This window comes from Streptomyces sp. NPDC039424 (genome assembly GCF_055639495.1).
In genome coordinates this window covers 256,381-283,368 of record NZ_JBVKAI010000007.1, presented here as the reverse complement: position 1 = coordinate 283,368, position 26,988 = coordinate 256,381, and the positions used below count along the sequence as shown (strand labels likewise).

The window sequence follows — 26,988 nt, the reverse complement described above, 5'->3', positions numbered from 1 at the left end:
GGCCGGGTCCCCGCTTTCGCCGGTCCCGGTCGTCTGGCTGCCGCTCAGTTCCGGCGGGTGCCGCGGACGATCCGGCCGACGACGGCGGCCTGATCCGGGTGCCCCTCCAGCCGCGCGCCGAGGTGTTCCCGGACGGCCTCCGCGACGCAGGCGCGCACTGCGGCGCCGCCCAGCGCGCCGCATGTGGCGCCGAGGAACTCCGGACTGTCCAGCTTCACCGACACGACCGCCGTGAGGCCGTCGTCGATCTGGTCGGTTCCGAGATCGGGGTCGGCGACCGTCAGCAGCCGTAGCTGCCGCGCGTACGAGGTGACCGCGGCCGCTACCCCGTCGCGGAAGCCCTTCTCGTGTGTTCCGCCGTCGGGGGTGAGCACGCTGTTGGCGAAGCTCCGGATCTGCCCCTCGCGGGAGCCGCACCATCGCAGGGCCACCTCCACCGTTCCCGCCATCCGCGGGTCCTCCCGCGCGAAGCCGATGATGTCCGGGTGGACGGGGGCCCCAGCCCGTGCCTCGAGGAAGGCGACAAAGTCCCGTGCCCCGTCCGGGAACTGGTACCGCACCGGCCGGGATCCGCCTGGGGGGCGTTCGTCGGTCAGAGAGATGCTCAGGCCCTGGTTCAGGAAGGCCAGTTCCCTGAAGCGCTCCGCCAGCACGGCGAACGAGCATTCCGCCGTCCCGAAGATGTTGGTGTCGGGCCAGAAGGTGATGGTGGTCCCGCTTCCGGTCGCCGGCCCTACGGCGGTGGGCGGGGTGAGCGCGACGCCGTGATCGTACTCCTGGACCCAGCACACTCCTTCACGCCGTACCTCGGCCGTCAGGCGGCTCGACAGGGCGTTGGTGACGCAGGGTCCCATGCCGAAGAGGCTCATCGCCGCGGCGTGGCGACCCCCAGGCCCTGCCCCGGCGTGCGTGCGGGTCAGCAGGGCTTCGAGGTCGGGACCGCAGGTGTCCCCGGCGGCGGCCTCCACGGGGACGCCCGGCCCGTCGTCTGCGACACGTACGCCGCCGTCGGGCGAGAGAGCGACGTCGACGGAGCCGGCGCGACCGGCCAGGACCTCGTTCACGGCCCGGCCGGCGACCTCGAACACCATTTGGTGCAGGCCGCGTTCACCGGTCGAGCCGACGTACATCCCGGGCCGCTTCCGAATGGCTTCCCACCCCTCCAGCACCTCGATGTGGCTGGCGTCGTACCTGATGCCTTCCTGACTCACGAGGCCCCCCGGATGGTGTCCAGCAGATCTCCCCAGCCTATGCCGAAACCCGGAAAAGACCAGGTCAGAGTCGGTTCACCGAGGCCGTGGACGGGTAGGTGGGCGCCCGCCAGGAGGCAATCGGCCCAAGGGGCGCGCCCTGCGGCCAGAGCACGGCCTGGGCCCGCCGAAGGCCGCCTACGGTCCCATTCCCGGCGACGCCAAGGCCCCCGATTCCGGTAGGTCACTCGCCCGCCCAGAACTCCCTGTCAACCGCCGCAGGAAGGAGCCTGACCCGTTGGCAGCGCTGAAGTACGCTCCGCCGGGGCGGACGTCTCCTCGCCGTCGCGGCATGAACTCAACCCGACGCCCCATGCGGTCACGGCACCACCAGTCGAGCGGGGACGAAGAAGTGCCGGACAGGTGGTCCTGGTGGCGGATGGAACCTCAACGCCGCGCGTGGCGGATCTTCAATCGCCCGAACCCCATGGCCCCAGAGATCCGGATCCTCGGTCCGCTGGGGCGGGAGCGCCGCAGGGGCTTGTAGTGCGAGTCCTTCCACCCGGTGCGCAGATCCTCGATGTCGACGATCGCGTCGCGAGGCACCGTGATCTTGGCCCCGCCGGTGCCGAGTTGCAACTCGATGTCGACGACTGGATGCTCGATGACCGCCCTGGAGAGGTCCAGGTACACCCTTCCGAATGCGGACTCGACCTTGAGGTTCCGAGGCACCCGCCATACGCCGCGCCGCTGGATCCGTCCGCCGGCGGCGGCGATCGTGGACGTGGTGCCCGCGTTCTCCTCGGGGAGCGAGGCCAGAGCCGACGCGAGCTCGCTGTGCGTCTTGACAGTGAGCACCTGGTGGAGACGCTCGTCCAAATCCTCGTGCGAGATGTTCCCTTCGGCGTACGCCTCCTGCAGGCGCCGCACGGCCGTGTCACGGTCGTCTTCGCTGATCAGTGGCGGCCGGTCTTCCGGTAAAGCGGTCACCTTTTCACCCTACTGCCGTGCCGGCGATACGAACGCGCCAAAGTCCGTAGCGGGCAAGGCATCCGATGGGGGCGCCCCCGCCAGGTACATCCCGTCGTGGTCAGCCGCCGAGCGGGATCCCCGTGGCCAGGGCGGTTGTCACGGGGTGGGACGGTGAGGTGAACAGGTGTGCGGTGGGGCCCGACTCGACCACGTGTCCCTCGGACATCACAACCAGCGAGTCCGTCCGGTCGGCGACTAGGCGCAGGTCGTGACTGACGAGGATGAGGGACAGGCCGCGCCGGTCGCGGAGGTTTGTCAGCAGGTCCATGACGGCTGCGGCGGTGTCCGCGTCGAGCGCCGAAGTGACCTCGTCGCAGATGAGCACGTCGGGGTCGACCGCCAAAGCGCGGGCCACGGCGACGCGTTGGCGCTGTCCGCCGGACAGTTCGTGGGGGTAGCGGTCCGCGAAGGCGGCGGGCAGGTCGACCTGCTCCAGGAGTTCGAGGACACGGTCGGATGCCTCGGCCCGCCCGGCCCTGCGGTGCAGCAGGAGCGGACGGCGCAGGGTGGCGCCGACGGTGCGGCTGGGGTTGAGGGTGCCCAGGGGGTCCTGCGGCACGAGTTGGAGGCGGCGGCGCTGTTCGCGGGAGCGGCTGTGTGCGGCGGGGGCCAGGCGGGTGCCGTCCAGGCTGACGGTGCCGGCGGTGGGGCGGTGCAGGCCGACGAGGGTGCGGAGCAGGGTGGTCTTGCCGGAGCCGGAGGGGCCGACGATTCCGAGGCTGGTTCCGGCGGCGAGGGTGAGGTCGATGGCGTGCAGTACCGGGACGCGGCGGCCGCGGTGGACGTGGGCGGCGCGGAGGCCGGATGCGATGAGTGTGGGCGGTCCGTCGGACGGGGTGGGGGCGGGCTGGCGCGGGGCCGGTTCGGTGCGCGGGGTCGTCCGGAGGTGCGGGCCGGTCAGGTCCACGACTTCGTCGGCGAGCCGGGTGACCAGGCCGGGGTCGTGGCAGGAGAGGGCGACGGCGATGCCGTGGCTTTCGGCGAGGTGGCGCAGGAGGTCGGCGATCTCGTCGCGCAGCACGGTGTCGAGTCCGGCCGTCGGTTCGTCGAGGAGCAGGACGGCGGGGCGGCGGGCCAGTGCACGGGCGAGCGCGACCCGGCGTTGCTGGCCGCCCGACAGCCCACCGATGCGTCGGTCGGGCAGGCCGTCGTCCAGGGGCAGCCGGACCTCGGCGAGTTGCGCCCGGATCGCCTCTGGCCCCTTGTCGACGGCGACTTCGGTGAGCAGTCGGCGTACTTTGATGCGCGGGTTGAGGGCGGAGCCGGGGTCCTGGCCGACGTAGGCGAGGTGGTGGCGGCGCAGGGTGCGCAGGGCCGGGGCGGGCAGGACGAGGGGGTCCTGGCCGAGGACGGTGACAGTGCCCGTGGTGCGTTCGGTGCCTGCGGGCAGTGCGCCGGTCACGGCCCGCAACAGGGTTGTCTTGCCGCAGCCGGAGGGGCCGACGACAGCGGTGACGCGGCCGGGGGCCAGCTCCAGGTCGGCTCGGTCGAGCAGGAGGCGGCCGTTCGGGGCGGCGACGGTCAGGCCCGAGATCCGTACCGTGTTCTCCCCGTCCGGCGCGCGGCTGTCGGAATACCAGTCGGGCATGTGGTTCACAGCGCGGGCACCGCCTTCCGGCCGGTCGCGGGGACGAGGGCGGCGGCCGCCAGGTTGACGCTCATGGCGAGCAGGCCGATGGCGACGCTGGGGGCGAGGACGGCCCAGGGGTTGAGGAGGATGCCGGCGGAGTTCTCGCGGATCATCAACGCCCAGTCGGCGGCGGGTGGCTGGGGGCCCACCTGGAGGAAGCCGGCGGTGGCGACGAGGTAGACGGCGGCGACGAAGCGGAGCCCGAACAGCGCCAGGAGTGTCGCCCGCAGGTTGGGCAGGACCTCCCGGGCGACGAGGTACCACAGCCGCTCGCCACCGACGGCTGCCGCCTCCACATAGCCGGAGGCGGCCACGGGCGCGGCCGCGCCGGAGACCAGCCGCACGGCGTAGGGGACGCCGAGGACGACGGACGCGGCGACGACGGCCAGGCGTCCGCCGTCCGGCCAGGAGAGGGTGACCAGGAGGATGCCGAGCACGGCGGGCAGCAGCAGCAGTACGTCGGCGGTGCGTTCCACGATCCGTCCGACGGCCGGGCGCAGGACGCTGACCGCGCCGAGCATCGCGGCCGCGGCCGTGACGAGGACGGCGACGAGCAGCGAGGTGACGACGAGTTCGCGTCCTCCGGCGAGGACGCGGCTGAGGACGTCCCGGCCCAGCTGGTCGCTGCCGAGTGGGGCGTCGCCGCCGGGTTCCGCGTAGGGCGCGGTGACCGGGGCGTCGATGGCGTGCGGGGCGAGCCACGGTCCGGCCAGGGCGAGGACGGTGAGCAGCAGGGCCGGGAGCACTCGCAGGGCGGTCCGTCGGCCGGCCCGGCGCACGGTCGGATCCGGGTGCACAAGGGGCGCGGTCATGTCCGGCCTCCCGAGGCCCAGGTGCGTACGAGGTCGGCGAGCAGGAGGACTCCGGTGATGACGGCGCCGGTGACGGCGACGACCCCGGCGATGACGGGGCTGTCCCGGTCGGTGACCGCTCCGGCGAGGACGGAGCCGATGCCGGGGTAGTTGAAGACGGTCTCCACCACGACCGCGCCGCCCAGGAGCATGCCGGTGGAGGTGGCGAGGCCGGCGGCGATGGTGGGCAGGGCGCCGGGCAGCAGGTGGTGGGTGAGGACGCGGTGCCGGGGCAGTCCGTCGAGTACGGCGGTTTCGATGTGCGGGGCTTTGGCCTCGTCGGCCAGGGCGGCCCGCACGATGCGGGTGTTCCAGCCGATCTGCGGGATCGCCAGGGCGAGGACGGGCAGGACGAGCATCTTCCAGGAGGCGGGCGAGCCGTCGGCGTCGGTCAGGGTGACGGCGGGCAGCCAGCCGGTCCACAGCGAGAGGACGAGGACGAGGGCGACGGCGACGACGAACTCCGGCAGCGCGAGGATGCCGGTGGCGCTCGCCGACACGGCCCGGTCGAGCGGGCTGTCGGGGCGGGCCGCAGCCCAGCAGCCGAGCGCGACCGAGGCGACCAGGGTCACCAGGAGCGCGAGCCCGCCGAGCAGCAGGGTGTTGGGGAACGGGTGGGCGAGCAGGTCGGTGACGGGCTCTCCGCGTGCGGAGGTGCCGAGGTCGCCGGTGGGCAGGCCCGTCATCCAGTCCCAGAAGCGTTCGGGGACGGGTCGGTCGAGGCCGAGCAGTTGGCGCCGCCGGGCGAGGTCGCTCGCGCTCTCCCCGCGCTCGGAGGTGGCGGTGGCCGCGTCGCCGGGGAGCAGTTCGACGGCGGCGAAGACGCCGGCGAGCAGCACGGCCAGCAGCAGGACGCGGCGCGCGATGACGCCGGCCGTGTACAGGGCCGTACGTGCTGCCGCGGGAACCGGCCGGGGCCGGGTGGCCCCTACCGGTTCACCGCGGGTCAGCGAGCCAGCCATGCCGTCTCGAACTGGACGCGTCCGTAGCCGGGCAGTGTGGGCAGGTCGCGCACGGCCGCGCCGGCCAGGTCGATGCCGTCGGCCATGCCCCACAGCAGGTAGCCGGACTGGTCGTGCTCGATCCGCTGGAGCTCACGCAGAACCTGGGCCCGTGCCGCCGCGTCCTTGGTGGCCATCGCCTTGCGGTAGGCGGTGTCGAACTCGGCGTTCTTCCAACCCGCCTCGTTCTGGCCGGAGTCGGAGACCATGGTCTTGCTCGCGAAGAACACCACGGAGTCGTTGGTGCCCCAATAGGTGGTGTACAGGTCGCCCTTGAGCCACGTCTTGTCCCAGAACGTGGCCGACTCCTGCTTGACCACCTCCACCTTGACACCGGCCTCGCGCACCTGCGAGGCGAACAGCGTCGCCGCTTCCGCGAGGCCCGCGATGTCCTCGGTGGTCAGCAGCTTGTACGTCTTCGACAGGTCGAAGCCGGCTTCCGCCAGCAGCGACTTGGCCTTGGCCAGGTCACGCCCCCGCTGCGGGATGTCCTTGGCGTAGGCGGGGTCGCCGGTGCCGAGGATGTCGTTGGCGACCGTGCCGTAGCCGGACAGCACCTGCTTGACCATGGCCTCGCGGTCCACGGCCAGCCGTAGCGCCTCGCGTACCTTCGCGTCCGCGAACGGTCCGTCGGCCGTGCGCATGACGATCGGCATCGCCATGTCGTTGGGGCGGCGCACGGTCTGGATGCCCCCGCGCTTCTCGGCCGTACGGGCCGCCACCGCGCCGACGTTGGAGGCGACGTCGATCTGTCCGGCCAGCAGGGCGTTCGCCATCGCCTGGGGGCTTTCGAAGATCTTGACCTCGATGGCGTCGAGGTGGACGTCGCCGCCGTACCAGTCGTCGTTGCGGACCAGTCGGGCATTGCCGGAGCGGAACCATTCCAGCCTGAACGGGCCGGTGCCGGGCGCTTTGCCGAGTTCCTTGTCCGCAGTGTCCTTCTTCAGGACGAACGTCGTCAGGCGGGTCAGCTGCGGCAGTTCGGCGTTGGCGTAGTCGGAGACCAGGACGACCGTGTCGTCGCCTTCGGCCTTGATGTTCTCGGGCTTGATGCCGGGCAGCCGGGAGGCGCCCGCGGGGGTGTTGCGCAGTCGCTTCAGCGACCAGACGACGTCGGCCGCGGTGACCGGCGTACCGTCGTGGAACTTCGCTCCCTTCGCGAGCGTGAAACGCCAGGTCTTCAGGTCGTCCGACGCCTGCCAACTCGCGGCGAGGCGGGGCCCGGTGTTCGGCTTGGCGCCGGGCACGGTGAGGGTGTCGTAGACCAGGGAGATGATCAGGTAGTCGCTCTCGTTGGCCTGGGTGCCGTGCGGGTCACGGGTGATGGCCGAGGCGCGGCCCAGCGCACCGACCCTGAGGGTGCCGCCGCGCCGGGGCTTCCCGCTCGCCTTCGCCGGGGAGTCGGACGAGGTCTCGTCACCACCGGCACAGGCGGCCAGGAGTGCGGCCGCACCCATTCCACCCCCGGCCCACAGCACTTGACGTCTGTTCAGGTTCACGTACGACCTCGTTCCAACTCACATGGGGCGGATTGCTTAGGCTTGCCTACCCTAAGAAGATCCTGTGCCGCAAGACGCGCGGAGCCGTTCGCCCGCCCTGCCGAAGCATCAAATCGGCGCACGGAAGCATGAGTTGACATGGAGAGTGCGACGCACCGCAATCGAAGCACGGGTGGATAGTTAGGGTTGCCTAACCTAATTACGGCTGATACGTTTCGGCAGCGATCACACAGCCGACCCACAGGCGGCCGCACAAGGTCGGCACTTTCGAGCTCGATCTCTCACCCGCACCCGCACCCGCCTCCGAAACGGATGACCGCGCCATGCCCACGGGAGCCTTACCCCTGCGCCAGCTCGACGTGCACGCCGTCGACGAGCTGACCGACATCGCCCAGAAGATCCTCGCCGAGTTCGGCAGTTCGGCCGCACGTCCCGAACTGCTCCGTCGGGTCGGGGCCTCCGCCGCCCGGTTAGGCGAAACGATCCTGTACGCCTGCCGCCCGGTCGACACGGACGACGGCCTGTTCGTCCTGCGCGGACTGCCCGTCGACGACGCCGGAATCGGCCCCACGCCCGGCAGTTGGGCCGCAGCGGGCGATCGCGCCGCCACCTGGGACGTGATCCTGCTGCTGCTCGCCACCGCCATGGGCCACCCCATCGCCTGGGAGGGCCAGCAGGAGGGCCGGTTCGTGCACAACATCGTGCCCTCGCCCGGCCACGAGGCCGAGCAGACCGGCGCCAGCAGTACCGTGCTGCTCAGCCCGCACACCGAGGACGCCTTCCACCCCGGCCGCGCCCACCTGCTGCTGCTCGCCTGCATGCGCAACCACGACGCCGTCGCCACCACCGCCGCCAGCGTCCGCAAAATCCGGCTCAGCCCGGACGACATCGCCCTGCTGTCCCGACCGGAGCTGCCGATCCTCCCCGACGACGCCTACGCCGAGGCGCGGACCTTCGCGGGAGAGCCGCCGAAGGTCCCCGTCCTGTGGGAGACCGAGGCCGGACATACCCTGCGCTACGACCCCGCCTACACCCCGCTCGACGAGGCGCCCGCCGACTACCGCGCCGCCTACGACCGTCTGACGGCCGAACTGGAGCGCGTGTCGGTCGCCGTCGCCATGGAGCCCGGCGACGTCCTGGTCGTCGACAACGACGTGGTCGTCCACGGCCGGGTGCCCTTCAAGGCCCGCTACGACGGCACCGACCGCTGGCTCAAGCGTGCCTCGGTGCGCATCCCCGGCCGCCGCAGCCGCCCCCTGACCGAGGCCGACGAACACGGGTACGGACAGGCCGCGCTCGTGGCCCTTGTCTGACTGATCGTCAATCATCCTTACAGCGAAGGGAACCACCGTGGCCCCAAGCGCCGACACCCCGGACGACGCATCCGCGGACGACAAAGCCCTGCGCATCCTGAGCACCAGCGACCTCGCGGGCATCGACATCTCCCTGACCGACGTGGTCGACGTGGTCGAGCAGGCGTACCGCACCCTGGCCGACGGCAAGTCCGCCAACCCGCGCAAGCTCACCGTCAAACCCGAGGACGGCCACTCCGTCTCGTACGCCATGCTCGGCCGCGACGGGGTCCGTGAGGTCGTCGCCGTCAAGACCTCGTACAAGCACGGCCTGGACCGCTCGCGCGACGAGCAGCACTACTACACGACCCTCACCATCTACGACGACGTCACCGGACTGCCGGTCGCGATGATGGACTGCGGCCGCATCGGCTCGCTGCGCACCCCCGCCGTCTCGGCGCTGCTGGCCCGCGAGTGCGCGGCGCCCGGCAGCCGCAGCGCTCTCGTCATCGGCACCGGAACCCAGGGCCGGCTGGCCCTGCCGTTCCTGCTCACCACACTGCCGGACCTGGACCGGCTCATGGTGTACGGCACTCACCCCGACGGTCTCACCGCGGTCCGTGAACGGCTCCAACACCATTTCCCCGGGCGTGAATTGGAGGTGGTCGACGACGTACGGGCCGCCGCGGCCGACGCCGACGTGGTGGTCGCCACCGCAGGACAGCACACGCCGGCCGCGGTGGAGGCGGCGGACCTGAAGCCGAGCGCGCTGTCGATCCTGGTCGGACACGGTATCGCCCCCTCGACTCTGCGGCAGGCGGACCGGGTCGTGGCCACCAGTGAGGCACAGATGAAGGTCACCGGCATCGACATGGCCGACGCGGACGGCAACTTCCCGCCGGTGGACGCGGAGTTCCCCGAGGTCGTGGCGGGCCGGGCCGAGGGGCGACGCTCGGCCGACGAGCGGATCTTCGCGTACAACAGCGGCCTGGTCGTCACCGACATCGCGCTCGGGCACCGCTTCGCGCAACTGGCCATCGAGCAGGGTCTGGGAACGCGAGTGCGGCTGTGGCAGTGACCGGCACCGCCGCCGCTCCCCCGCTGCCCGCACACCCGGACCCTCGCCTCGACGCGATTCTCGGCAGCGGACTGCCGCACGAGGTGTCGTACGCGCTCGGCGGCCCGTTCCATCTGCTGCTGCCCGACCGCTTCGACGCCAACGTGGCCTCCTTCAACCGGGCGTTGGAAGAGGCGGGCGTTGAGGGCCGCGTGTATTACGCGAAGAAGGCCAACAAGGCCGCCCTCTGGATGGACCGCTGCGCGCTGTCCGGCACGGGCGTGGACGTGGCCAGCACGGGCGAGTTGAGCGATGCGCTCGGACACGGGGTGCGCGGCGAGTACGTCGTGGTCACCGGGCCCGCCAAAGCCGACGGCCTGCTGCGGGTCGCCGTGCTGCAGGGCTGTCTGATCGCCGTGGACGCGCTCGACGAGTTGGATCGCGTCATCGATCAGGCGCGGGCCACGGGACGTGCGGCGCGAGTGCTGCTGCGACGGCTGCCGCCCGCACAGCGGCAGAGCCGATTCGGGCTGACGGATCGGGAGTTGGATTCCGCCCTCGCGCGGTGCGCGGAGGCGGGCGAGGCCGTCGTGATGGAGGGTTTCTCCTTCCATCTGTCCGGCTACGACACACGGTCGCGCGCCGAGTCGGCGGCCGAGTCGATCGAGCTGTGCCTCAAGGCGAGGGTGCTCGGCCTGCGAGCGGACCGGATCAGTATCGGCGGCGGGTTCGCCGTCGACTACACCGACGCCGAGCACTGGGAAGGCTTCCTGCGCGCACAACAGCCCGACCACTACCACGCGGGCAGGACCTTCGACGCGGCGGACTTCTACCCGTACCACTCCCCCGTGGCGGGCGCCGACGCCCTGCGTGCCGTCCTCGGCGCGCACGACCTCGCCGAACGACTGCGCGCGGCGGGAGTGGCGCTCCTGCTGGAACCGGGGCGGGCGTTGCTGGACCGGGCCGGATGCACGGTGTTCCGCGTGCAAGGTGTCAAGGACCGGGGCGGCTACGGCATCGTCACCGTGGACGGCAGCAGCCTGAGCCTGTCCGAGCAGTGGTTCAACAGCGAGTATCTGCCGGACCCGTTGCCTGTCTCACAAGCCGTCGACGACCGGCCGTACGCCGCGTGCGTCGGCGGCGCCACCTGCCTGGAGTCCGACATGCTCACCTGGCGGAAGGTGCTCCTGCCGGCCCGCCCGACCGTCGGTGACCTGCTGGTCTACCCCAACACCGCCGGATACCAGATGGACTCCAACGAGTCCCCTTTCCACGAGCTTCCGCTCCCCCCGAAGGTCGTCCTCGACACCGACGGTGGTGGCCTTACCCGCTGGCGGCTCGACCGCCATCCGCTCGCCTGACTCTCCCCGAAGCCCAGACTTCTCCCCTCACTTGGAGTCATCCGATGGACAAGACGCTGTCGCGTCCTGCCGTGGTCAGTCGTGTTTCCGACCTCATCGGCCACACCCCGCTGTTCGAGCTGTGCCGCACCGAGACCGGCAGCCGACTGCTGCTGAAACTGGAGCAGTTCAACCCCACCGGCACCGCGAAGATCCGTATGGCCCGCCAGATGGTCCTCGAAGCCGAGGAGCGGGGCGCGTTGCGCCCCGGCGGCCGCATCATCGAGTCGACCTCGGGCAACACCGGGCTGGGCCTCGCCGTCATCGCCGCGGAACGCGGCTACACCTTCACCGCGGTCGTCGACCACCACGCCTGCTCCGACAAACTGCGAGGCATGAAAGCGCTGGGCGCCGAACTCGTCTATGTCGCGGAGGACGGTGACGAGGAGCTGGCCACCGCCGCCCGCGAGGACTTCGCCGAGAAGATGGCGGACGAGGACGACAACGCCTACTTCACCGAGCAGCACAACAACCCCGCCAACGCGGTCGGTTACTACCCGGTCGGCCGCGAACTCGACGCCGCCCTGGACGGACGTGTCGACGTCCTGGTCGGTGCCGTCGGCACCGGCGGCGGACTGTGCGGGACCGGCCGCGAGCTGCGCAAGACCGTGCCGGGCGTGCGGATCGTGGGCGTCGAGCCGAAAGGGTCCATCGCCTTCGGTGGTCCCGCCCACGACTACTACCAGTCCGGCACCGGCACCCCCGAGGGCGCCACGATCGGCCTTCTCGTCGACTTCGACCTGATCGACGAGGGCGTGAAGGTCGGTGACGTGGAGGCGTTCGCCACCGCCCGGGTCGTCGCCCGCCGCACCGGGCTCCTCATCGGCGGCTCCGCGGGCGGTGTGGTGTACGAGGCGCTGATCCGCATGCCCTCCCTCGCGCCGAGCACGACTATGGTCGCGCTGATCAACGACGGAGGCGAGAAATACATGGACACCGTCTTCAACGACGACTGGATGAACGCCCGCCACCTCATCGACCCGGCCGTCGAACGCGAGATCGACGAGCTGCTGACCAAACTCCGCGAGAACTGACACCGATGCCGACACCGCTCACCACCCTGCTCCGGGACGGCCGCGCCCTGGCGACCCTGGCCGTACCACTCGCCCTGACCCAGCTCGCCCAGGTCGCCCTCACCACCACCGACACGGTGATGATGGGCCTGACGGGAGCCGAGGCGCTGGCCGGCGGCGGCCTGGCGCTGGTCATCTTCAACCAGCTGCGGACCATGGGCGTCGGCCTGGTCACCGCGGTCGGCAACCAGGTGTCGGCGACCTCAGCCCGCGCCGACGAGGACGACGAGCTCACCGACGCGGCGTCCGAGGAGGTCCGGGACGTCGTGCGCGCCGCGCTGGCGCTGGCCACCCTGGCCGGCGTCGTCGGCGCGCTCGTCATCCTGCTGGTGGGCCGGGCCGTCGCCCATCTCGGCCAGGACCCCGAGGTCGTGGACACGGCCTGGCCGGTGCTGCTCGCCCTCGCCCCCGGCCTGATCCCCTGCCTGTGGTTCCAGGCCATCCGCCAGTTCACCGTCGGCATGCGCCGCCCGCAGGCCCTGCTGCGCATCACCCTCGCCTCCGTCGCCGTCAACGCGGCCCTCAACTGGGCGTTCGTCGAAGGCACCTGGGGCGTTCCCGAGCTGGGTCTGCCCGGCATCGGCGTCTCCACATCCCTGGTGTACGCGCTGACCTGCGTGGCCCTTTACGCGTCCGCCCGCCGCGATCCCCGCCTCGCCCCGCTGCTGGACATCCGGATATGGAGGGCCCGCCCCGCGACCCTGCGCCGGCTGACCGGCCTGGGCGTACCCATCGCCGCCACCTACGGCTCCGAGGCCGGCTTCTTCTCCGTCGTCGCCCTGCTGATCGGAACCTTCGGCAGCGCCGCACTGGCCGCGCACACCGCCGTCAACCAGCTCATCTACATCGTCTTCCAGATCGCGGTCGGGCTGTCCCACGCCGCGTCCCTCAACGTCAGCCGCGAACTCGCCCTGGACCGGACCTCGGCGGCCCGGCGCATCAAGAACACGGCGCTGGCCTGCGCGGCGGCCGTGATGACCGTGGTCGGCATCGTCTACCTCACCGTCCCCCGCCTGGTGCTGCGCCCCTTCCTCGACCCGTCGGCCGCCGACGGGCACAGCGCGACGGACATCGCCACCAACCTCCTTTTGGTCGCGGCCGTCCTGCAGTTCTTCGACTGCGCGCAGAACATCGGCGTCGGCCTGCTGCGCGGCCTGGACGACACCAAGAGCGGCTTCCGGATCACCCTCGTCGGCTACTGGCTGATCGGCCTGCCCGCCGCCTGGCTGTTCGGTCACCTCGCCGGTCTGGAGACGGTCGGCGTCTGGCTCGGCCTCCTCACCGGCCTCGCCGCCACCGCCCTGCTCCTGCTGCGGCGCTACCACCAGGCCCTGACCCTGCGGGCACCCGGACAGCCGGCCGTCGCCTGAAGCCGCGCCGCCGGATGGTCCCTCGTCCCTTGCCGCGGCGGTCCGAGCGTCGGGCCTGCCGTGGCGTCGCCGACGTCAGCCGGCGAAGGCTTCGATGAGCGTCCAGAGAGCGAGGCCCGCCATGCATAGTGCTCCCATCCGCTGCACCGTCTTGAGCGGAACGCGCTGGGCGATGAACCGGCCCACCAACAAGGCCAGAGCGGACACGGACATCAGTGCGGCGGCGGAGCCGATCGCGGTGGGAAGCCAGCCATGGGTGGCGGCGAGGTTGGCCGTGGTGATCTGGGTGAGGTCGCCCCACTCGCTGATGAAGACGGCCATGAAGGCGGTGGTGTAGACGGGCCAGAAGCCGGTGACCGTCTTGGCCGCCGTGTCGTCTTCGTCGTCGTGTCCGCCGCGCAGCAGTACGAAGGCACCGAAGGCGAACAGGGCGGCGGAGACAAGTTTGACGGCCATGGGCGGCAGCAGGCCGAGCAGGCTTCCGGCGCCCACCGCGATGGAGACATGCACGAGGAACGCGGTGGAGGTGCCGAACCACACGTACAGGGGCCGCATGCGCGTGCCCATGGCCAGCGAGGCGAACATGGTCTTGTCGGGGAGTTCGGCGAGGAAGATCAGCCCGAAGGCGGTGATGATCGCCAGGGGGTCGAGGGGCATTCCGCGAGGGTGCTTTCTGCTGGGGCCGGGCCGCGGGCCCGTGCGGCGCCTGGCGGGCGACGGGGAGAACCCGTTTTGCCCAGCATGGCGGAACAGCCCGCAACGGCGACCGCCCTGCTCGCACAAATGCAGGAGCGGTCGGCCGTGGAATGTTTGTGTGTTCAGGCATGCGGTGAGGGCCTGCCTCCGCGCCGGAACATGCGTGGCCTTCCGTATTCGTCGGTCGGAGGCCGGGTGTCCAGGTAGTACCACTCGGCCGTCGGCCCGGGCTCCGGCGAAGGGGCGGTCGCACCGTACGGGTGCGATGGCGGCGCGGCCATCTCCGCGATGGGCTGCGCCACGGGCCGCGCGTCTTGTGCGTGAGGCGATGCCGGTGCAGCACCCGAGGTGTCAGCAGGCCCGGTGGTGAGCCGGTCCGCGGCATCGGTCTGTCGGTCGGTGCGACCGTGTTCCGACTTCGCCGTCTCGGTGACAGATGCCGGAGCGCCGGGCATGAACACCTCCACACGCCTGCCCGATGTCCGTTGCTGTGCGACGAACTCCTCGATCTGGTTGCGGCAGGCATGGTCGAGGTGAGTGACGCCGGTCAGGTCGAGGCGGATGCGGGGCTTGTCCGAGGCGGCTGCCGCCTCCAGGGCGTCGATGAGCTTGGGAAGACGCAGAAACGTGGCGTTTCCGCCCATGACGATCTTGGCCGTGTCATGAGCCGAGTGCTGCTCGACGACAGTCTGCGACATGCGCAGGGCAGCCAGCACGACTCCGGCGGCGAGCCCGAACAGCACGCCTTCGAGCAGGGCCGTGGCGACGATGACAAGGGTGGTCAGCGTCATGACGGTGAACTCACCGCGGTCCTGGCGCCACATCTTCGGGAACTCGGCCGGTGCGAACAGCTTCCATCCGCTGTGGACCAGCACGCCGGCGAGCACGGAGATCGGGATCAGGGCGAGCACCTGGGGCAGCAGGACGGCGAAGGCGAGCAGCCACAGGCCATGCAGGGTGCGGGAGGCCCGTGTCTTGGCGCCGGACTGGACGTTGGCGGAGCTGCGGGCGACGACGGCGGTCACGGGCAGCGCGCCCAGGATCCCGCACAATGTGTTGCCCGCCCCCTGGGCGATGAGCTCGCTGTTGTAGCGGGTGCGCGGCCCGCTGTGCATTCGGTCCACGGCGGCGGCCGTGAACAGGCTCTCCGCCGAGGCGATGACGGTGAAGGTCAGGATCGCACCGAGGATGGCCGGGTCGGCGAGTTGACCCAGTTGCTGCGCGCCGGGGACGTGGACGGAATCGAGCAGGTTGCCGACTTGGAGGGTCTTCACCTCGACGCCGGGGAGTGACGCGACCGCCATGCCCGCGGCCACGGCGACCAACGCGGCGGGGATCTTCTTCAGCGGTGCGGGCACGAGCTTCCACTGGAAGCTGAGAACGATGGTGAGGATGCCGAGCCCGGCGGCTGTCGCCGCCTGCGGGTCGGCCGCGGTTCGGGCGATCAGGGCGGGGATACCCGCCATGTTCTCCAGCGGGCTGCCGGGTGCCTTGGAGTCGGCAAGGGGGTAGGCCTGGCTTCTGGCGAGCCCCCGACGCCCCCAAAGGCGGCACCGGCCTTGGCCTCGCCCTCGTCCAACGCCTCGCTCACGCCGGAGGAGGCGATGTCGCCCTGCGCCCCGTACCCACCGGAGGGCTCGACGCCGTGATCAGCCTGCCCTGCGCAAACTCCGGTTCCATTCGCCCCAACCCCATCCACGCCTTTACCCACCCGGGCACACGCAGTCGGCAACCCGCCGCACGGATGTGACGATGCCTGCCTCAGCACTCACGTCCAGCTGTTGCGGGTCATGACGTTGTCGGCGGTGCCGTGGGCAGCGACTTGGTTGGGTAACTACGCAGTACGAGCGAGGTGGTGACCGGTCCGTAGCGGGCGAGGGAGTCCACGACCTGCTCAAGGCGTTCGGCATGGGGGCAGTGCACGTCGAACAGCAGGCAGTCCTCGCCGGTCACGCGGAGGGTCGAGACGACCTCGGGAGTCTGGGCGGCGAGGGTGAGTGCTTGGGACAGCTGCGCGTGGCTGGTGCGCAGCCGGATGACGGCGTGGATGTTCAGTCCCACCATGGTCGGGGCGACGACCGCGCGGTAGCCGGTGATGATTCCGGTCTTCTCCAGACGTTGGATACGGGCACCGGCTGCTGGTTGGGACAGCCCGACTCGGCGTCCGACCTCGGCTCCGGTGAGCCTGCCGTCCGTCTGGAGAAGCTCCAGGATGGCGCGGTCGATCTTGTCGAGTGATTCCATCGTTGTCGCATCCACTTTCTTAGGAATCAGTTGCTGAGCCCGGTCATCACCGCCGGTCCATCGACAATCGCCGCAGAAGGTGCCCACAGCGCGTGGGAGCCACGATTGGAAGGGCGGTGCGCGATGGCCGCGTACGTCATCATCCCAGGGATCGACGGTTCGGATGAGAGGCACTGGCAGAGCTTGTGGGAGAACCAGTGGGGAGCCTCAGCGGTCCGGATCGCACCGTCCTCGTGGAACATGCCGGACCTACGGGACTGGGTTGCCGCAGTCCAGGCCGCCTACGAGATCGCTTGCGAGCGCGACGACCAGGTGACGTTGGTGGCTCACAGCCTCGGCTGCTGGGCAGCCGCTCAGTGGCTGGCCCGGACGCGGCCCGACGGGGTTACGGCATTCCTGGTCGCGCCACCCGATCCCCAGGGACCGGCGTTCCCACGTGAGGCCGCGTCAACGTTCCTTGAGCTGTCCGCTCACCCTCTGCCATGCCGAAGTCTGATGGTCTCCAGCGACGACGACCCCTACTGCGACCCCACGACCGCGGCCTCGTTCGCGCACGGGTGGCAGGCGCAACCGCATCTCATCAGAGGCCACGGACACATCAACTCCGACAGCCGTCTCGGCGGCTGGCAGGTCGGCCGGGAACTCCTTCGCACACTCGCCCACCGATAGGATGCACCGATCCGATGCCGAGCACACCGTCGTGCCGCGCCTTCCGGCACGTACCAGCGTGGAAGGGCCAGTTGCCTATGGACATGAGCACACCCCCGGACGGACTGCCTGTCTATCGAGTCCTGACCGGCCCAGACGACGAGACATTCTGCCGACGTGTCAGCGAGGCGATCGGCCTCGGCTACGAACTGCACCAGGGCCCCGCCATCACTTTCAACGGTGACAACGTCATCGTCGCCCAGGCACTGGTGTGGCCGCCGACACGGCAGTAGCGGCCTTTCCTATGGCGGTGGGCTGGTGAGGACACCTACCTGGCGGTCAACCCACGACGGATCAGGATGCCGCGGCCAGGAACCCAAGGGCCGTCGCGACGTTGGACGACACGTCGACCACCGCGTCCAGCACCAACCGGTGATCGGCCCACGGGGCGAACTCCGACCGCAACTGCTCCACCGCCTCCCACGTCGGCTCCACGAAGCCCTCGATCCCAGGGGATCGGCCCTCCAACCGCCGGCGATGCACCACTGGATCCGAACACACCACCTCGATGAACGCCACCCGCACGCCATGACGATCCGCCAGCGACCGCCACTGCTCCCGCGCCACCTCCACGGCGTTGACCGCATCAACGACACAGATTGCCCCAGAGCCAGCACACCGCCGGCCACGGCTTCAGCCACGACATACGCCGCCAGGCCAGTGGGCTGGCTACGGGCCACCCCCGCACGCCACATCGCCGCTTCGAGGATCGACGGACACGACCGGAGCGGCCAGCTTCCGTCCCAAGACCTCAGCGACCGCACTCTTCATCGGGAACGGTTGAGCACACGGGAACCGGGGGTGGCCACCTACCGGAGGCGCTGGACGTCATCGCTGGCTGCTGACGGTGCGTCGGGCGCGACCACCAGGGCCTCCTGTCGCTCGGTTCGCATCGCGATCCCGAGCTGACAGGAGGCCCATGGTGAAGCCGACGCCAGTGGGGCGGCAGCCGGTCAGTTGACGCGGACGATCTTCCAGAGCTGGTCGTCGACGGTCAGGTCGTTCCACTGGACGACGGGGGCGCCGTTGCTGGTGGAGGACTGGGCGACGCCGGTGTTGAGGCCGCTGTTGACGTTCTCGAGTTTGTAGTAGCGGTTGCCCGCGTCGGTGAGGGTCCACTTCTGCGAGTCGGCGGTGGAGGGCGTGTTCTGGACGATGGCGGCTCCCGGGGTGGTGGTGGAGCCGCTGCGGATGTCCAGGTTGAGCTTGCTGTTGACGCTCTTGACGGTCCAGGCTCCGCCGCCCGCGGACTGGAAGGTGAACAGCTGGCAGGTGCAGGCGGAGTTCTGCCACTGGTCGGCGGCTGTGCCGGTGGTGGTGGAAGCGTTGGGGATGTCCAGGTGCTTGCCGCTGTTCTTGTTGAGGAGGATGTACTGTCCGGTGCCCAGCGGGGGCAGGGCGGTCTGGGCGAGGTTCCAGCGCTGGCAGGCGCAGCCGGTGCCGCTCCACTGACCGGCGGAGGCGCCGGTGGCGGTGGAAGCGCTGGGGATCTCAAGGTACTTGCCGGTGAGGCGGTTGGTGAGCGTGTAGCCGCCGACGGGGTGCGGGGCGACGGCCCATTCGTGGTCCAGGGTGTTGTTGTCGTCCCACTGAAGGACCTTGGCACCGTTGGCGGTGGACTGGTTCTCCACACCGAGGACCTTCTTCGCCGCACGCCACCACACCTGGCGGGACGTCGTCCTGCTCGGGGTGGTGACGGGCGAGCTCTTCCCCATCCTGCCCGGGGAGGCGGCCGGCCTGTCCGGCGAAGTGCCTCCGGGCGCTATTGCCGGCACGCCGATCACCGAACCGTCATGGTCCAGCCCGGAGGAGACGCCGTCGCAGTACAAAGGCGCGTCGTCAAAACTCGTCGATCAGCTCGGTCGCCCGGACCACTGCGGCAAGCGCCTCGACGCGGCCCGTGTGCTGGTGCACGTCGAGGCAGGTGTCGGCGAGCTTGATGACGTGTTCGTCCTGGTGACGGACGGCAAGGGCGAACACCTCGTCCGCCGATTCGGGGGCGGAGGGAAGGCTGTGTCGAGGTGCGGGTGTGGCTGGGGCGTAGGCCGCAGTCACGGCCGCGCTGGCCGCCCAGGCCGCGTGCAGGCTCATGACCCATTGGGTGCTGGGGAGTGCGGGCAGGGTGCGCAGGACGGCCATGGGCGCGGTCACGGCGTGAACCAGCATGACGGGCGAGCCATGTGCGTTCGGGAGGTAGTGCACGCCGGCGGCAGTCGTCAGATCGGCCAGCAGCTTCCGGGCCTGCTCGGCGTCCGTGGCGGGTCTCAGCGCGGCCAGCGCGGTTGGCCAGCTTGTCAGGCCGGTGAGCTGGTCGAGCCGGTGGTTGATGCCCGCGGTCTGGTCGGGCACGCGCGGAACGCCGGCGAGTGCGGACGCCGGGTCGGCGGTGCCGGAGGGGGGAGCGAGCGGGACGGGCTGCCAGCGGGCCGCCCAGTAGCCGAGGGCTTGGCCGAGCTCGGTCAAGCGTGGCCCGTCCTCGTAATCCAGCAGGGCGTGGACCGCGTGGCCGGTACGGATCACCCCGTGTGTGGCGCCGGCCGCGATGCCGGGCAGAAGCCGTGGCCACCACGTTTCCAGCACCGCACGCCAGGGCTGTTCGATCACCTCGCGTTCGAAGAACACGAGCCAGTCACCGAGACGATGAGGGTCACCGAGCGCCGTACGCCATCCGTCGGCGGTGATGGGCGAGGTACCGCGTGGCCGTTCGTCCAGCCGACGCATGTAGCGGTCCAACCAGCGGTGGACCTGTCGCGCGTGCCCGCGTCTGACCATGGATTCCACTGCCATGGGACCGTGATTGGTCAACCAGCCTTCGAACTCCGGTCCCGTCCGATGCAGCCTTTCGTAAGCCTCGTCGAGCGTGCTGTTCGTGTCCATGCAACTGACGCTAACCGCTCGCTGATTTGCCACCATCGGGCCAGGGTATGAGATACGCCCCTCCACCGGGCTTAGGACCTGCGGCCTCGAATTTCTCGGCCCGGGTGAACATGCCGTCTCGTAGCGGTGCGTGAGCGTCGAGGCCTTCAGGGTCGGCGGTGATCGCGAGACCAAGTGCGGCGCCGTCGAGCAGGGCCGTGCCGGCTCAGGTGGGCGGCGTCGCCGGAGGGGGCGGGCGACGAACGGGTGTTGACCCTGCACTCCCCGGCGGGTGGCGGCGATCCCGTCGCCTCAGCTTGCCAGCGGCGATCCCACGCGGTGAGCCGTGCCCTCGGCGTCCACGTAGGAGGGCGTGTCCGCCGGCTCCAGGAAGCGACCCTCGACACCGGAGGTCTTCCACTCGGCATAGACGGCGTCAGCGTCGCTCACGTAGAGGTAGATGACGGCGCCGGTGCGAAGAGGATCGTGCTCGGCCCACTCGCTGAGGTGAACCGATACCGAGCCCCGCTCGACGAAGCCATAACGCTGCGGACCCTCGTAGGCGTGCGCCGTGAAGCCCGGACGACGGTATCGGTCCAGAGCGGCGTCGAGGTTGCGGACGGGGACAACGGGCGCGACGCTCGTGAAGGCGACCTCCGACATGTGGTCAGTCTTGCACGCACGCGAACCCCAGCACAGCGGCAAGTCATGCATCCCGGAGATCATCTACGGGACCCCTTCCCGGGCGGCCCCCGGCGGCCCCCGGGCCCGCCGTGGGCCGCTCTGCTACTGCGGGTCGCGAAATGCTGTGGCCCGCGCCACCACGCGCGGCCAGAATGGCCGGATGCGCCGCATCGTGGTCATTGACGCCCCGTCCAACCTCGGCCTCCGGCCGCCCAGCGAAGGCACCGTGCCCGGGTGCTACAAGCTGGCGGGCGCGCTGCGTGAGCAGCGGCTGGTGCAGCGGCTCGGGGCCTTCGAGGGCGGAGTTGTGGTGCCGCCCCGCTACGACCGCGGTGGCTGGCGGGAGGGCGACGGCGTGTTCAACGCCGAGGCGATCGCCACGTACACCCGCAAGCTCGCCGATCGCATCGAACACCACGTCCGGGCGGGGGACTTCCCGGTCGTCCTGGGCGGGGACTGTTCCATCCAGCTCGGTGCCTCACTCGCCCTGCGCCGCATCGGGCGGTACGGACTCGCCGCCATCGACGGATCCGCCGACTTCCGGCACCCCGGGAACTCCGACCGCATCGGTGCCGCAGGCGGTGAAGAGCTGGCCATCGCGACCGGCCGCGGCCAGGCGGACCTGACGGACCTCGAAGGGCTGAAGCCGTACATCAGGGACGAGGACGTACGGCTCTTCGGCATCCGGGACTACGACGAAGATCGGGCCGAGCTCGCCGAGTTGAAGATCGCGAACGCGACGGTGGGAGCGATCCGGGAGCGGGGCGCCGAAGAGCTGGCGGGCGCGGTTCTGCAGACCCTTGAAGCGCCCGTGACCGACGGGTTCTGGGTCCATCTGGACGCTGACGTGCTGGACCCGTCCGTCATGCCCGCCGTCGACAGTCCCGACCCCGGCGGGCTCCTGCCCGACGAACTCACCCCGCTGCTACGGACCTTGGTGCGGTCGGAACGCTGCGCAGGCTTGAACCTGACCATCTACGACCCCGATCTCGACCCCGACGGCTCCTGCGCGGCTCTCCTCGCCGACCTCCTCCAGACGGCCTTCACTCACCCCTGAAATGCGGTCGGTACGGCGGCGTCGAACGTGGGCCGGTCGATGACGATCTCCAGGTCCACGCTCTCGCCACTGCCGTGACTGCTGATCTGGCCGTCGACCACGTCCGGGACCCGGACTGCCGAGGAACCGGTCCACACCGGACCGGTGACGGCCCCCTGCTGGGGATATCCCCATCCCGAACCTGGGGTGCGCCCGATCGTCTCCGCCCGGGGGCGGACCTAGCGTTTGGCCATGACTTCGACTTCGCGCACGCGCCTCGCCGTGGTACTGGCCACCGCCATGCTGCTCGCCGCCGAGGCGACCACCGCCGTAGCCCGGCCCGCGGATTCCTCCGCCGAAGACCGGCTGCGCCGGGACACCGAGGCGATCCACGCCCTCGGTGTCAGCGGCGTGCAGGCCCGCGCGGTCGCACCTGACGGCCGGCATTCGGTCGCCACCAGCGGCACGGCCGACCTGCGCACCGGCCGCCCGGTCTCTTCCGACGGCTACTTCCGTATGGCCAGCACGGCCAAGACGCTGGTCGCCACCGTTGTCCTCCAACTGGAGGCCGAGGCCAAGCTGTCCCTGGACGACACCGTCGACCACTGGCTGCCCGGAGTGGTGCGGGGCAACGGCAACGACGGCAGCCGGATCACCATCCGCCGGCTGCTCCAGCACACCAGCGGCATCCGCAACGTCCTGCCCGGATACACCACGGCGGAGGAGTACTACCAGCAGCGCCACGACGTCTACAGCCCCGAGCAGTTGGTGGCCGGCGCCATGGCCCACGCACCGGACTTCCCGCCCGGCGAGGGCTGGGCGTACTCCAACCCCGGCTACGTCCTGCTGGGCATGATCATCCAGCGGGCCACCGGTCACCCCGCCCACCAGGAGATCGAGGACCGCGTCCTGCGCCCGCTCGGCCTCGACCAGACCCGGTGGACCGGCACCTCCTCCGCCCTGCCCCGGCCGCACGCCGAGGCCTACCAGCTCTTCGGCCCCGGCTCCCTGGTCGACGTCACCGATCAGGTGGCGGTGGACCACGAGACCGCGTTCGCCACGACCACACGAGATGAGAACCGCCTCCTCCGCGCGCTGCTCGCGGGCCGCCTGCTGCCGCCGCGGCAGCTCGCCGAGATGAAGCAGACCGTCCCCGTGAGCGCGGACGTCCAGCAGATGTGGCCCGGCGGCCGATACGGGCTCGGCCTGGTCGAACGCCCCCTGACCTGCGGGGGAACCTACTGGAGCCACGAGGGCGGGGACGGCGGCTACATCACCCTCAACGGCGTCACCGACGACGGCCGTCGGAGCGCCGTGGTCTCCATGTCCGAGGCACGCGGCGACACCTTGGAGCACATACTGGCCCAAGAGAACGCGGCCAGCACCCTGATCGACAACGCGCTGTGCGCCGGGGGCCGCGGCGGTCGGGGCGATGAGGTCGACGGTGTGGCCTCTGGGCTGACCGCGTCGGGGTGAACACCGTGCCGGGGTCTTCGGGGACGGAGAGCGCCAAGAGGCCCGTAGCCGTGCCGGGCACGCCCCCATCCCCGTGGTCCTCCCCAACGGCAGCCACCTTCGCGCCGCAGGTATGGCCGGAACACGTCGCACAGCGCTGATGCGACCGAGCTAACATCTCATTGTTCTAGTCCTAAGCGAACAATCCTCACCGAGGAGGCGGAATGGATCGCCGCCCTGACCGGACTTCCCGCGGCCGGCGGCCGGGCCCGCCGCAGTGGTTCGCCGGACTCCCCTGCCTGGTGGCCGCACTGCTGGTGGCTGTGGTGTTCGCCGTGTCGTGGCCCGACCTGCCGGATCCCATGGCCGTGCACTTCGACGAGAGGGGAGACGTCAACGGCTCCGCGTCCCCGGTGGAGATGCTGCTGATCTCCCAGCTGACCCTGCTCACCCTCGGCGTGGGACTGTCCCGGAGCGCGGTACGGGGCTCGCTCTCCCTGCGGGCGCTCTGTGCCACTTCTGCGGCTGCTGCCGTCTCCCTGGGATACCTCTTCACGGTGACGGTGCTGGCCAACGCCGACGCCGGCACCGCCGGCGAGGCGCGGATGCCGTTGTGGCACTTGGCCGTTGCCGCGGGACTGGCCGCGGCCGCCGCGGGCGGGGCGCGCGTGCTCATGCCCCGGAATCGCCCCGTCGGCACAGATCGGCCGACGACCTCTGGATCCGTGGGCCTGCGGCAGGGTGAGAAGGCCGTATGGGTGCGTAGTGTCGGCCCGCGATGGATGATGGCCGCCGGGGTGGTGGGCGCGGTCCTCGCCGTGATGGCGGGTGTCCTCGGATGGGTCCCCGGATTCTGGCTGTGGCCGGTGGGGCTGTTGTTCGCGGGGATGGCAGGCGCCCGGGTGAGCGTTCACGGCGGCGGGCTGACCATCCGGCCGCCACTGTTCGGCGTCCCCCGGATCCACATCCCGCTTCAGCGCATCGAGAGGGCGTGGGCCGCGGAGGTTCGGCCGTTGGCGGATCTGGGAGGCTGGGGGTACCGGATCGCCAAGGGCAGGCGCGGGCTTGCACTGCGGTCCGGGCAGGCGGTGTGGCTGGAGTTGGACGACGGCGGGCAGTTCGTCGTGGCCGTGGACGACGCCGCGACGGCGGCCGGCCTGCTGAGCGACCTGCTGGCCGAGAACGCTCGACGGGACCGCTGAGATGCTGATCCGCATCGACACCGGCTCCGCTGTCCCGCTGGCGGAACAGGTCGCCGCCGCCGTACGACGGGCGCTGGCCGAGGGCGCCCTGCACCCCGGCGACCGGCTGCCTGCCGCTCGGGAGGTGGCGCGGCTTCTTGAGGTCAACGTTCACACCGTCCTGCGCGGTTATCAGCAGCTGCGCGATGAGGGGCTGATCGACCTCCGGCGCGGCCGGGGTGCCGTGGTGATCGCTGTTCCGGCACAGGCACGACTGCGTGAAGCCGCGTTTCAGCTGGTGGAGGCGGCTCGTGAGGCCGGGTTCTCGGAGTCCAGGGCCGTCGCCCTGCTGCGCGCCTGCTGGACGGAGGATTCGTGACCAGTACTCGGCTCGCGCATGCGCAACTCCCCGCCCAGCGGCAGGCACAGCAGCAACAGGCCCGCCCACATCGCCAGCGCGAAGCTCCACAGGCCCATCATCACCGCGATGCACAGATGGAAACCCATACCGGCCGCGAGCAGCGCGTAACGCACCCGCTGCCGTACCAGTAGCGCGGCTGCCAGGGAGATCTCGATGAACAGCGGAGTCCATGTCAGCACGGCGACGCCGACGGGGTTGGCGAGCACCGGGCCGACCAGCGGGTGCAGCCATCCGGATGCTCCGAAGGCCAGGCTGTTCCCCCAGTACCACATGCCGGTGCCGTCCCCCCACTCCGCATGCGGCAGCTTCGACACGCACGCTTGGAAGTACACGACCGACATCTGCAGCCGCACCACGACCAGGGCACTGTCACCGGCCAGTAGCAGCCAACGCGGTTGCACGGCGGTGGAGTCGGCGGCGCTCCAGTGCCATCGCCGGCCGTCGCCGAGAGCGGGCAGTATCAGCAGAAGGGTCAGTACGGTGGTCATCTGGTCGCCGCCGTCACCGATCGCGATGCCGGTGAAGACGCTGAAGCTGATGTACGCGTGGGGAAGCGCGGTCAGCCGCGGTCGCCAACCGCTGGCCACGACAAGCAGGACCGCCACGCAGGCCCACCGCATTGCGTCCAGTTCGTCGCCGGGGACGAGGCAGAAGGCCCCGCCGGCCTCGACACCGCGGCAGGGGGGGTGGTCGCCCTGGAAGGCCACCGGGCGGAACAGTGTCGCGGAGTCGCTGAAGGCCAGGGTGAGGAGGGTCCCGAGCGCGAGAAGAGTGCGGGCGAGGCCGTAGACGTTCGTCCAGGGAGAGGGAGCGCGCACCGGTGTGTGACTCAACATGTGACGTCCAGGACGGTGAGACGGTCGGCGGTGTGGGTGGCGTGCATGATGTCGCGCCAGGCGAAGGGCACCGGCTTCTGCTCCACGAGCGCCACCCGGCCACACAGGGTTGGCTCGGGAACGCGGTTGGCGACCGTGCCCGCCCCCTTCGCCCGGCCCAGGCACGCCGCCAGGTCGAGGTCGCATTTCGTCCAGCGCAGCCCATGAGCCTCCGCGAGCAGCAGCGCCATCTCAATGCCCTGGGAGCGCGAGCGGCGGTCCAGGCCGAAGGCGTTGTGCGGGGCACCGTGCGGGGCCAACAGCCGGTCCTGCCAGGCACCGTCACGCAGAACGTAGGGCTGTAGTTCGCTCTCGCGGGGCGACTTGGTGAAGAAGCTCCAGCCCTGAGGTGCCAGTCGGCTGACTGTGGTCGCCACGGAGTCCTGCCCAGGGAAGGTGAGGGTGTTGCCGGGCAGATGAATCTGAATCACGTAGAGCGCGGGCACCAACCAGGCTACGGCGGTCAGCACCACCCAGCGCCGGGAGAAGCCGACGAGGGAACGCGGCCGCTCCACCGTCAGCGGTAGTCGGTCTTGCCAGTCCTTGCGCCTCGGCATACCCCATTCGTCCTTCCGGTCCGCCCGGGGGTGGGCGTGGAGCGCGGCAGGCGACGGACAGCCGCCTGCCGCGCGGGGGTGGGTCAGTCAGATCACGCGGAGCTGCTTGGTGAACGCGGCGATCTGCTCATCGCTCTTCTCCGGAGCGAGGGAGCCGGCGGGCGCTGACCACCAGAGGGCAAGTTCGAGCACCACGTTGACTTGGGAGGCCACGTTGATGCCCCCCACGACGTTGACGAACGCCACGACGTTGACGGTGACCGCGCACTTGCCGCTGCCCGTGCCGTCTTCCGACTGCACCTTGACGATCTTCTCGATCTGGGCCGTACCGGTGTCGACGGCGTCCTTGACCTTGAACGGATTGCCGCTGCGGACGTTCGCCGAGAACTTGGCGAAGAACTCCGGCGAGGCCTTGTCGATCGCGGCCGTCAGCTTCGCGATCGCCTTACGTGCCTCGGGGGTGCCGTTCTTCTTCAGCTGACCGTTGCGATCCCCGATGAAAGCGTCACTCTTCAGCAGCTTCTCGCCGACCCCTCCCTGGCCGAAGTACAGGCCGGCGAACAGCGCCTTGCCGTCTGCGCGAGCATCGGCCACGTGCACCGGAGCCGATGCCTTCACCGCCGACCCTGCGGGCGCGTCAACCGCGTGGGCTGCCGTGAAAGCACCGCCGACCAGGAGTGACCCTGCGGCCACGGAAACTAAAATGGCTCTCTTCACGTTCATACCTTTCTCGTCGCATATCTGTCTGTTGTTCAGCTCGGCCTCCGCCATCGACTCCGGCGGTCCGACCGAGACAGCTGCGGTGCCCGTGGCGGCGCCGAGAAACAGGGGAAGACAGGCACAGCGACCCCAGCGGTCACCGAGGCCTCACAAGTTGTCA

General features: G+C 70.4%; 27 protein-coding genes and 2 pseudogenes. 12 read left to right on the top strand and 17 right to left on the bottom strand.

From position 1 onward, the window contains the following. Positions 1–44: 44 nt before the first annotated feature. The 6 genes from ACZ7L0_RS20345 to ACZ7L0_RS20320 all read right to left on the bottom strand — a co-directional run bounded on the left by ACZ7L0_RS20345 (position 45) and on the right by ACZ7L0_RS20320 (position 7,203). A complete protein-coding gene (locus tag ACZ7L0_RS20345) occupies positions 45–1,211 on the bottom strand; it encodes an ATP-binding protein (RefSeq protein ID WP_471243867.1) in 1,167 nt (388 codons plus the stop codon). A gap of 426 nt (positions 1,212–1,637) precedes the next feature. Continuing rightward, complete coding sequence (locus ACZ7L0_RS20340; RefSeq protein WP_471243866.1) at positions 1,638–2,180, bottom strand: DUF1707 SHOCT-like domain-containing protein; 543 nt, start codon at positions 2,178–2,180, stop codon at positions 1,638–1,640. A gap of 100 nt (positions 2,181–2,280) precedes the next feature. Next, entirely contained in the window at positions 2,281–3,819 is a 1,539-nt protein-coding gene (locus tag ACZ7L0_RS20335) for an ABC transporter ATP-binding protein (RefSeq protein WP_471243865.1), read from the bottom strand. Beyond that, positions 3,816–4,664, bottom strand: a complete 849-nt coding sequence (locus ACZ7L0_RS20330) for an ABC transporter permease (protein ID WP_471243864.1) — start codon at positions 4,662–4,664, stop codon at positions 3,816–3,818. The genes ACZ7L0_RS20335 and ACZ7L0_RS20330 overlap by 4 nt, the downstream gene beginning before the upstream one ends. Further along, complete coding sequence (locus tag ACZ7L0_RS20325; RefSeq protein WP_471243863.1) at positions 4,661–5,665, bottom strand: ABC transporter permease; 1,005 nt, start codon at positions 5,663–5,665, stop codon at positions 4,661–4,663. Before ACZ7L0_RS20325 ends, ACZ7L0_RS20330 begins: the two co-directional genes overlap by 4 nt. Further along, complete coding sequence (locus ACZ7L0_RS20320; RefSeq protein WP_471243862.1) at positions 5,650–7,203, bottom strand: ABC transporter substrate-binding protein; 1,554 nt, start codon at positions 7,201–7,203, stop codon at positions 5,650–5,652. The genes ACZ7L0_RS20325 and ACZ7L0_RS20320 overlap by 16 nt, the downstream gene beginning before the upstream one ends. A 323-nt stretch (positions 7,204–7,526) precedes the next feature. On the opposite strand from ACZ7L0_RS20320, the gene ACZ7L0_RS20315 reads away from it, so the two are divergent. From ACZ7L0_RS20315 to ACZ7L0_RS20295, 5 genes are read left to right on the top strand one after another with little or no spacing between them, the layout of a single operon-like run. Continuing rightward, positions 7,527–8,516 (top strand): TauD/TfdA family dioxygenase, encoded by a 990-nt coding sequence (locus tag ACZ7L0_RS20315; protein WP_471243861.1) that lies wholly within the window; start codon positions 7,527–7,529, stop codon positions 8,514–8,516. Between the two features lie 37 nt (positions 8,517–8,553). Beyond that, a complete protein-coding gene (locus tag ACZ7L0_RS20310; RefSeq protein ID WP_471243860.1) occupies positions 8,554–9,573 on the top strand; it encodes an ornithine cyclodeaminase family protein in 1,020 nt (339 codons plus the stop codon). Then, the gene (locus ACZ7L0_RS20305) at positions 9,564–10,913 is read left to right on the top strand and encodes an alanine racemase (RefSeq protein ID WP_471243859.1); all 1,350 of its coding nucleotides are present in this window, start codon (positions 9,564–9,566) and stop codon (positions 10,911–10,913) included. Before ACZ7L0_RS20310 ends, ACZ7L0_RS20305 begins: the two co-directional genes overlap by 10 nt. Positions 10,914–10,957: 44 nt before the next feature. Continuing rightward, complete coding sequence (locus tag ACZ7L0_RS20300) at positions 10,958–11,986, top strand: cysteine synthase family protein (RefSeq protein WP_471243858.1); 1,029 nt, start codon at positions 10,958–10,960, stop codon at positions 11,984–11,986. Between the two features lie 5 nt (positions 11,987–11,991). Next, complete coding sequence (locus tag ACZ7L0_RS20295) at positions 11,992–13,395, top strand: MATE family efflux transporter (protein ID WP_471243857.1); 1,404 nt, start codon at positions 11,992–11,994, stop codon at positions 13,393–13,395. A gap of 75 nt (positions 13,396–13,470) precedes the next feature. On the opposite strand, the gene ACZ7L0_RS20290 is transcribed toward ACZ7L0_RS20295, so the two are convergent. Together ACZ7L0_RS20290 and ACZ7L0_RS20285 are read right to left on the bottom strand one after the other, a co-directional pair. After that, entirely contained in the window at positions 13,471–14,052 is a 582-nt protein-coding gene (locus ACZ7L0_RS20290) for a TMEM165/GDT1 family protein (protein ID WP_471243856.1), read from the bottom strand. 161 nt (positions 14,053–14,213) lie between these two features. Next, positions 14,214–15,611: pseudogene (locus ACZ7L0_RS20285) on the bottom strand (SulP family inorganic anion transporter); the annotation flags it as partial. Here ACZ7L0_RS20285 and ACZ7L0_RS20280 point away from each other — a divergent pair. Further along, positions 15,611–15,841, top strand: a pseudogene (locus ACZ7L0_RS20280) (sensor histidine kinase); the annotation flags it as partial. The pseudogenes ACZ7L0_RS20285 and ACZ7L0_RS20280 sit on opposite strands and share 1 nt — an antisense overlap. A 38-nt stretch (positions 15,842–15,879) precedes the next feature. Here the strand turns inward: ACZ7L0_RS20280 and ACZ7L0_RS20275 are convergent. Further along, a complete protein-coding gene (locus tag ACZ7L0_RS20275) occupies positions 15,880–16,335 on the bottom strand; it encodes an Lrp/AsnC family transcriptional regulator (protein WP_471243855.1) in 456 nt (151 codons plus the stop codon). A 123-nt stretch (positions 16,336–16,458) separates the two neighbouring features. On the opposite strand from ACZ7L0_RS20275, the gene ACZ7L0_RS20270 reads away from it, so the two are divergent. Both ACZ7L0_RS20270 and ACZ7L0_RS20265 read left to right on the top strand, forming a co-directional pair. Further along, the gene (locus tag ACZ7L0_RS20270) at positions 16,459–17,004 is read left to right on the top strand and encodes an RBBP9/YdeN family alpha/beta hydrolase (protein WP_471243854.1); all 546 of its coding nucleotides are present in this window, start codon (positions 16,459–16,461) and stop codon (positions 17,002–17,004) included. Positions 17,005–17,087: 83 nt separating this feature from the next. Beyond that, positions 17,088–17,276 (top strand): DUF1737 domain-containing protein, encoded by a 189-nt coding sequence (locus tag ACZ7L0_RS20265; RefSeq protein ID WP_471243853.1) that lies wholly within the window; start codon positions 17,088–17,090, stop codon positions 17,274–17,276. Positions 17,277–17,337: 61 nt separating this feature from the next. Here the strand turns inward: ACZ7L0_RS20265 and ACZ7L0_RS20260 are convergent, their stop codons facing one another. From ACZ7L0_RS20260 to ACZ7L0_RS20245, 4 genes are all read right to left on the bottom strand, one after another. Then, on the bottom strand, positions 17,338–17,616 hold the full coding sequence (locus ACZ7L0_RS20260) for a P-loop nucleotide/nucleoside kinase family protein (protein WP_471243852.1): 279 nt from the start codon (positions 17,614–17,616) through the stop codon (positions 17,338–17,340). 380 nt (positions 17,617–17,996) lie between these two features. After that, the gene (locus ACZ7L0_RS20255) at positions 17,997–18,758 is read right to left on the bottom strand and encodes an RICIN domain-containing protein (protein WP_471243851.1); all 762 of its coding nucleotides are present in this window, start codon (positions 18,756–18,758) and stop codon (positions 17,997–17,999) included. 124 nt (positions 18,759–18,882) lie between these two features. Further along, on the bottom strand, positions 18,883–19,920 hold the full coding sequence (locus ACZ7L0_RS20250; RefSeq protein ID WP_471243850.1) for a questin oxidase family protein: 1,038 nt from the start codon (positions 19,918–19,920) through the stop codon (positions 18,883–18,885). Positions 19,921–20,211: 291 nt separating this feature from the next. Further along, complete coding sequence (locus tag ACZ7L0_RS20245; RefSeq protein WP_471243849.1) at positions 20,212–20,562, bottom strand: VOC family protein; 351 nt, start codon at positions 20,560–20,562, stop codon at positions 20,212–20,214. Positions 20,563–20,743: 181 nt separating this feature from the next. Here ACZ7L0_RS20245 and ACZ7L0_RS20240 point away from each other — a divergent pair, with 181 nt between their 5' ends. Continuing rightward, complete coding sequence (locus ACZ7L0_RS20240) at positions 20,744–21,640, top strand: arginase family protein (protein WP_471243848.1); 897 nt, start codon at positions 20,744–20,746, stop codon at positions 21,638–21,640. On the opposite strand, the gene ACZ7L0_RS20235 is transcribed toward ACZ7L0_RS20240, so the two are convergent. Further along, positions 21,631–21,777 carry a hypothetical protein gene (locus ACZ7L0_RS20235; RefSeq protein ID WP_471243847.1) on the bottom strand — a complete coding sequence of 49 codons (147 nt, stop codon included), beginning with the start codon at positions 21,775–21,777 and terminating at the stop codon, positions 21,631–21,633. The two genes, ACZ7L0_RS20240 and ACZ7L0_RS20235, sit on opposite strands and share 10 nt — an antisense overlap. A gap of 94 nt (positions 21,778–21,871) precedes the next feature. On the opposite strand from ACZ7L0_RS20235, the gene ACZ7L0_RS20230 reads away from it, so the two are divergent. The 3 genes from ACZ7L0_RS20230 to ACZ7L0_RS20220 all read left to right on the top strand — a co-directional run bounded on the left by ACZ7L0_RS20230 (position 21,872) and on the right by ACZ7L0_RS20220 (position 24,634). Beyond that, entirely contained in the window at positions 21,872–23,095 is a 1,224-nt protein-coding gene (locus ACZ7L0_RS20230) for a serine hydrolase domain-containing protein (protein WP_471243846.1), read from the top strand. Positions 23,096–23,298: 203 nt separating this feature from the next. Continuing rightward, entirely contained in the window at positions 23,299–24,276 is a 978-nt protein-coding gene (locus tag ACZ7L0_RS20225) for a DUF1648 domain-containing protein (protein ID WP_471243845.1), read from the top strand. Between the two features lies 1 nt (position 24,277). Next, positions 24,278–24,634, top strand: coding sequence for a GntR family transcriptional regulator (locus ACZ7L0_RS20220; protein ID WP_471243844.1), 357 nt, complete (start codon positions 24,278–24,280; stop codon positions 24,632–24,634). Here the strand turns inward: ACZ7L0_RS20220 and ACZ7L0_RS20215 are convergent. The 3 genes from ACZ7L0_RS20215 to ACZ7L0_RS20205 form a co-directional block, all read right to left on the bottom strand. Further along, positions 24,547–25,494 (bottom strand): sporulation-delaying protein SdpB family protein, encoded by a 948-nt coding sequence (locus ACZ7L0_RS20215; protein WP_471243843.1) that lies wholly within the window; start codon positions 25,492–25,494, stop codon positions 24,547–24,549. The genes ACZ7L0_RS20220 and ACZ7L0_RS20215 overlap by 88 nt on opposite strands. Positions 25,495–25,505: 11 nt before the next feature. Continuing rightward, positions 25,506–26,108 carry an SdpA family antimicrobial peptide system protein gene (locus tag ACZ7L0_RS20210; RefSeq protein ID WP_471243842.1) on the bottom strand — a complete coding sequence of 201 codons (603 nt, stop codon included), beginning with the start codon at positions 26,106–26,108 and terminating at the stop codon, positions 25,506–25,508. An 87-nt stretch (positions 26,109–26,195) separates the two neighbouring features. Then, a complete protein-coding gene (locus tag ACZ7L0_RS20205) occupies positions 26,196–26,879 on the bottom strand; it encodes a hypothetical protein (RefSeq protein WP_471243841.1) in 684 nt (227 codons plus the stop codon). Between the last annotated feature and the right edge of the window lie 109 nt (positions 26,880–26,988).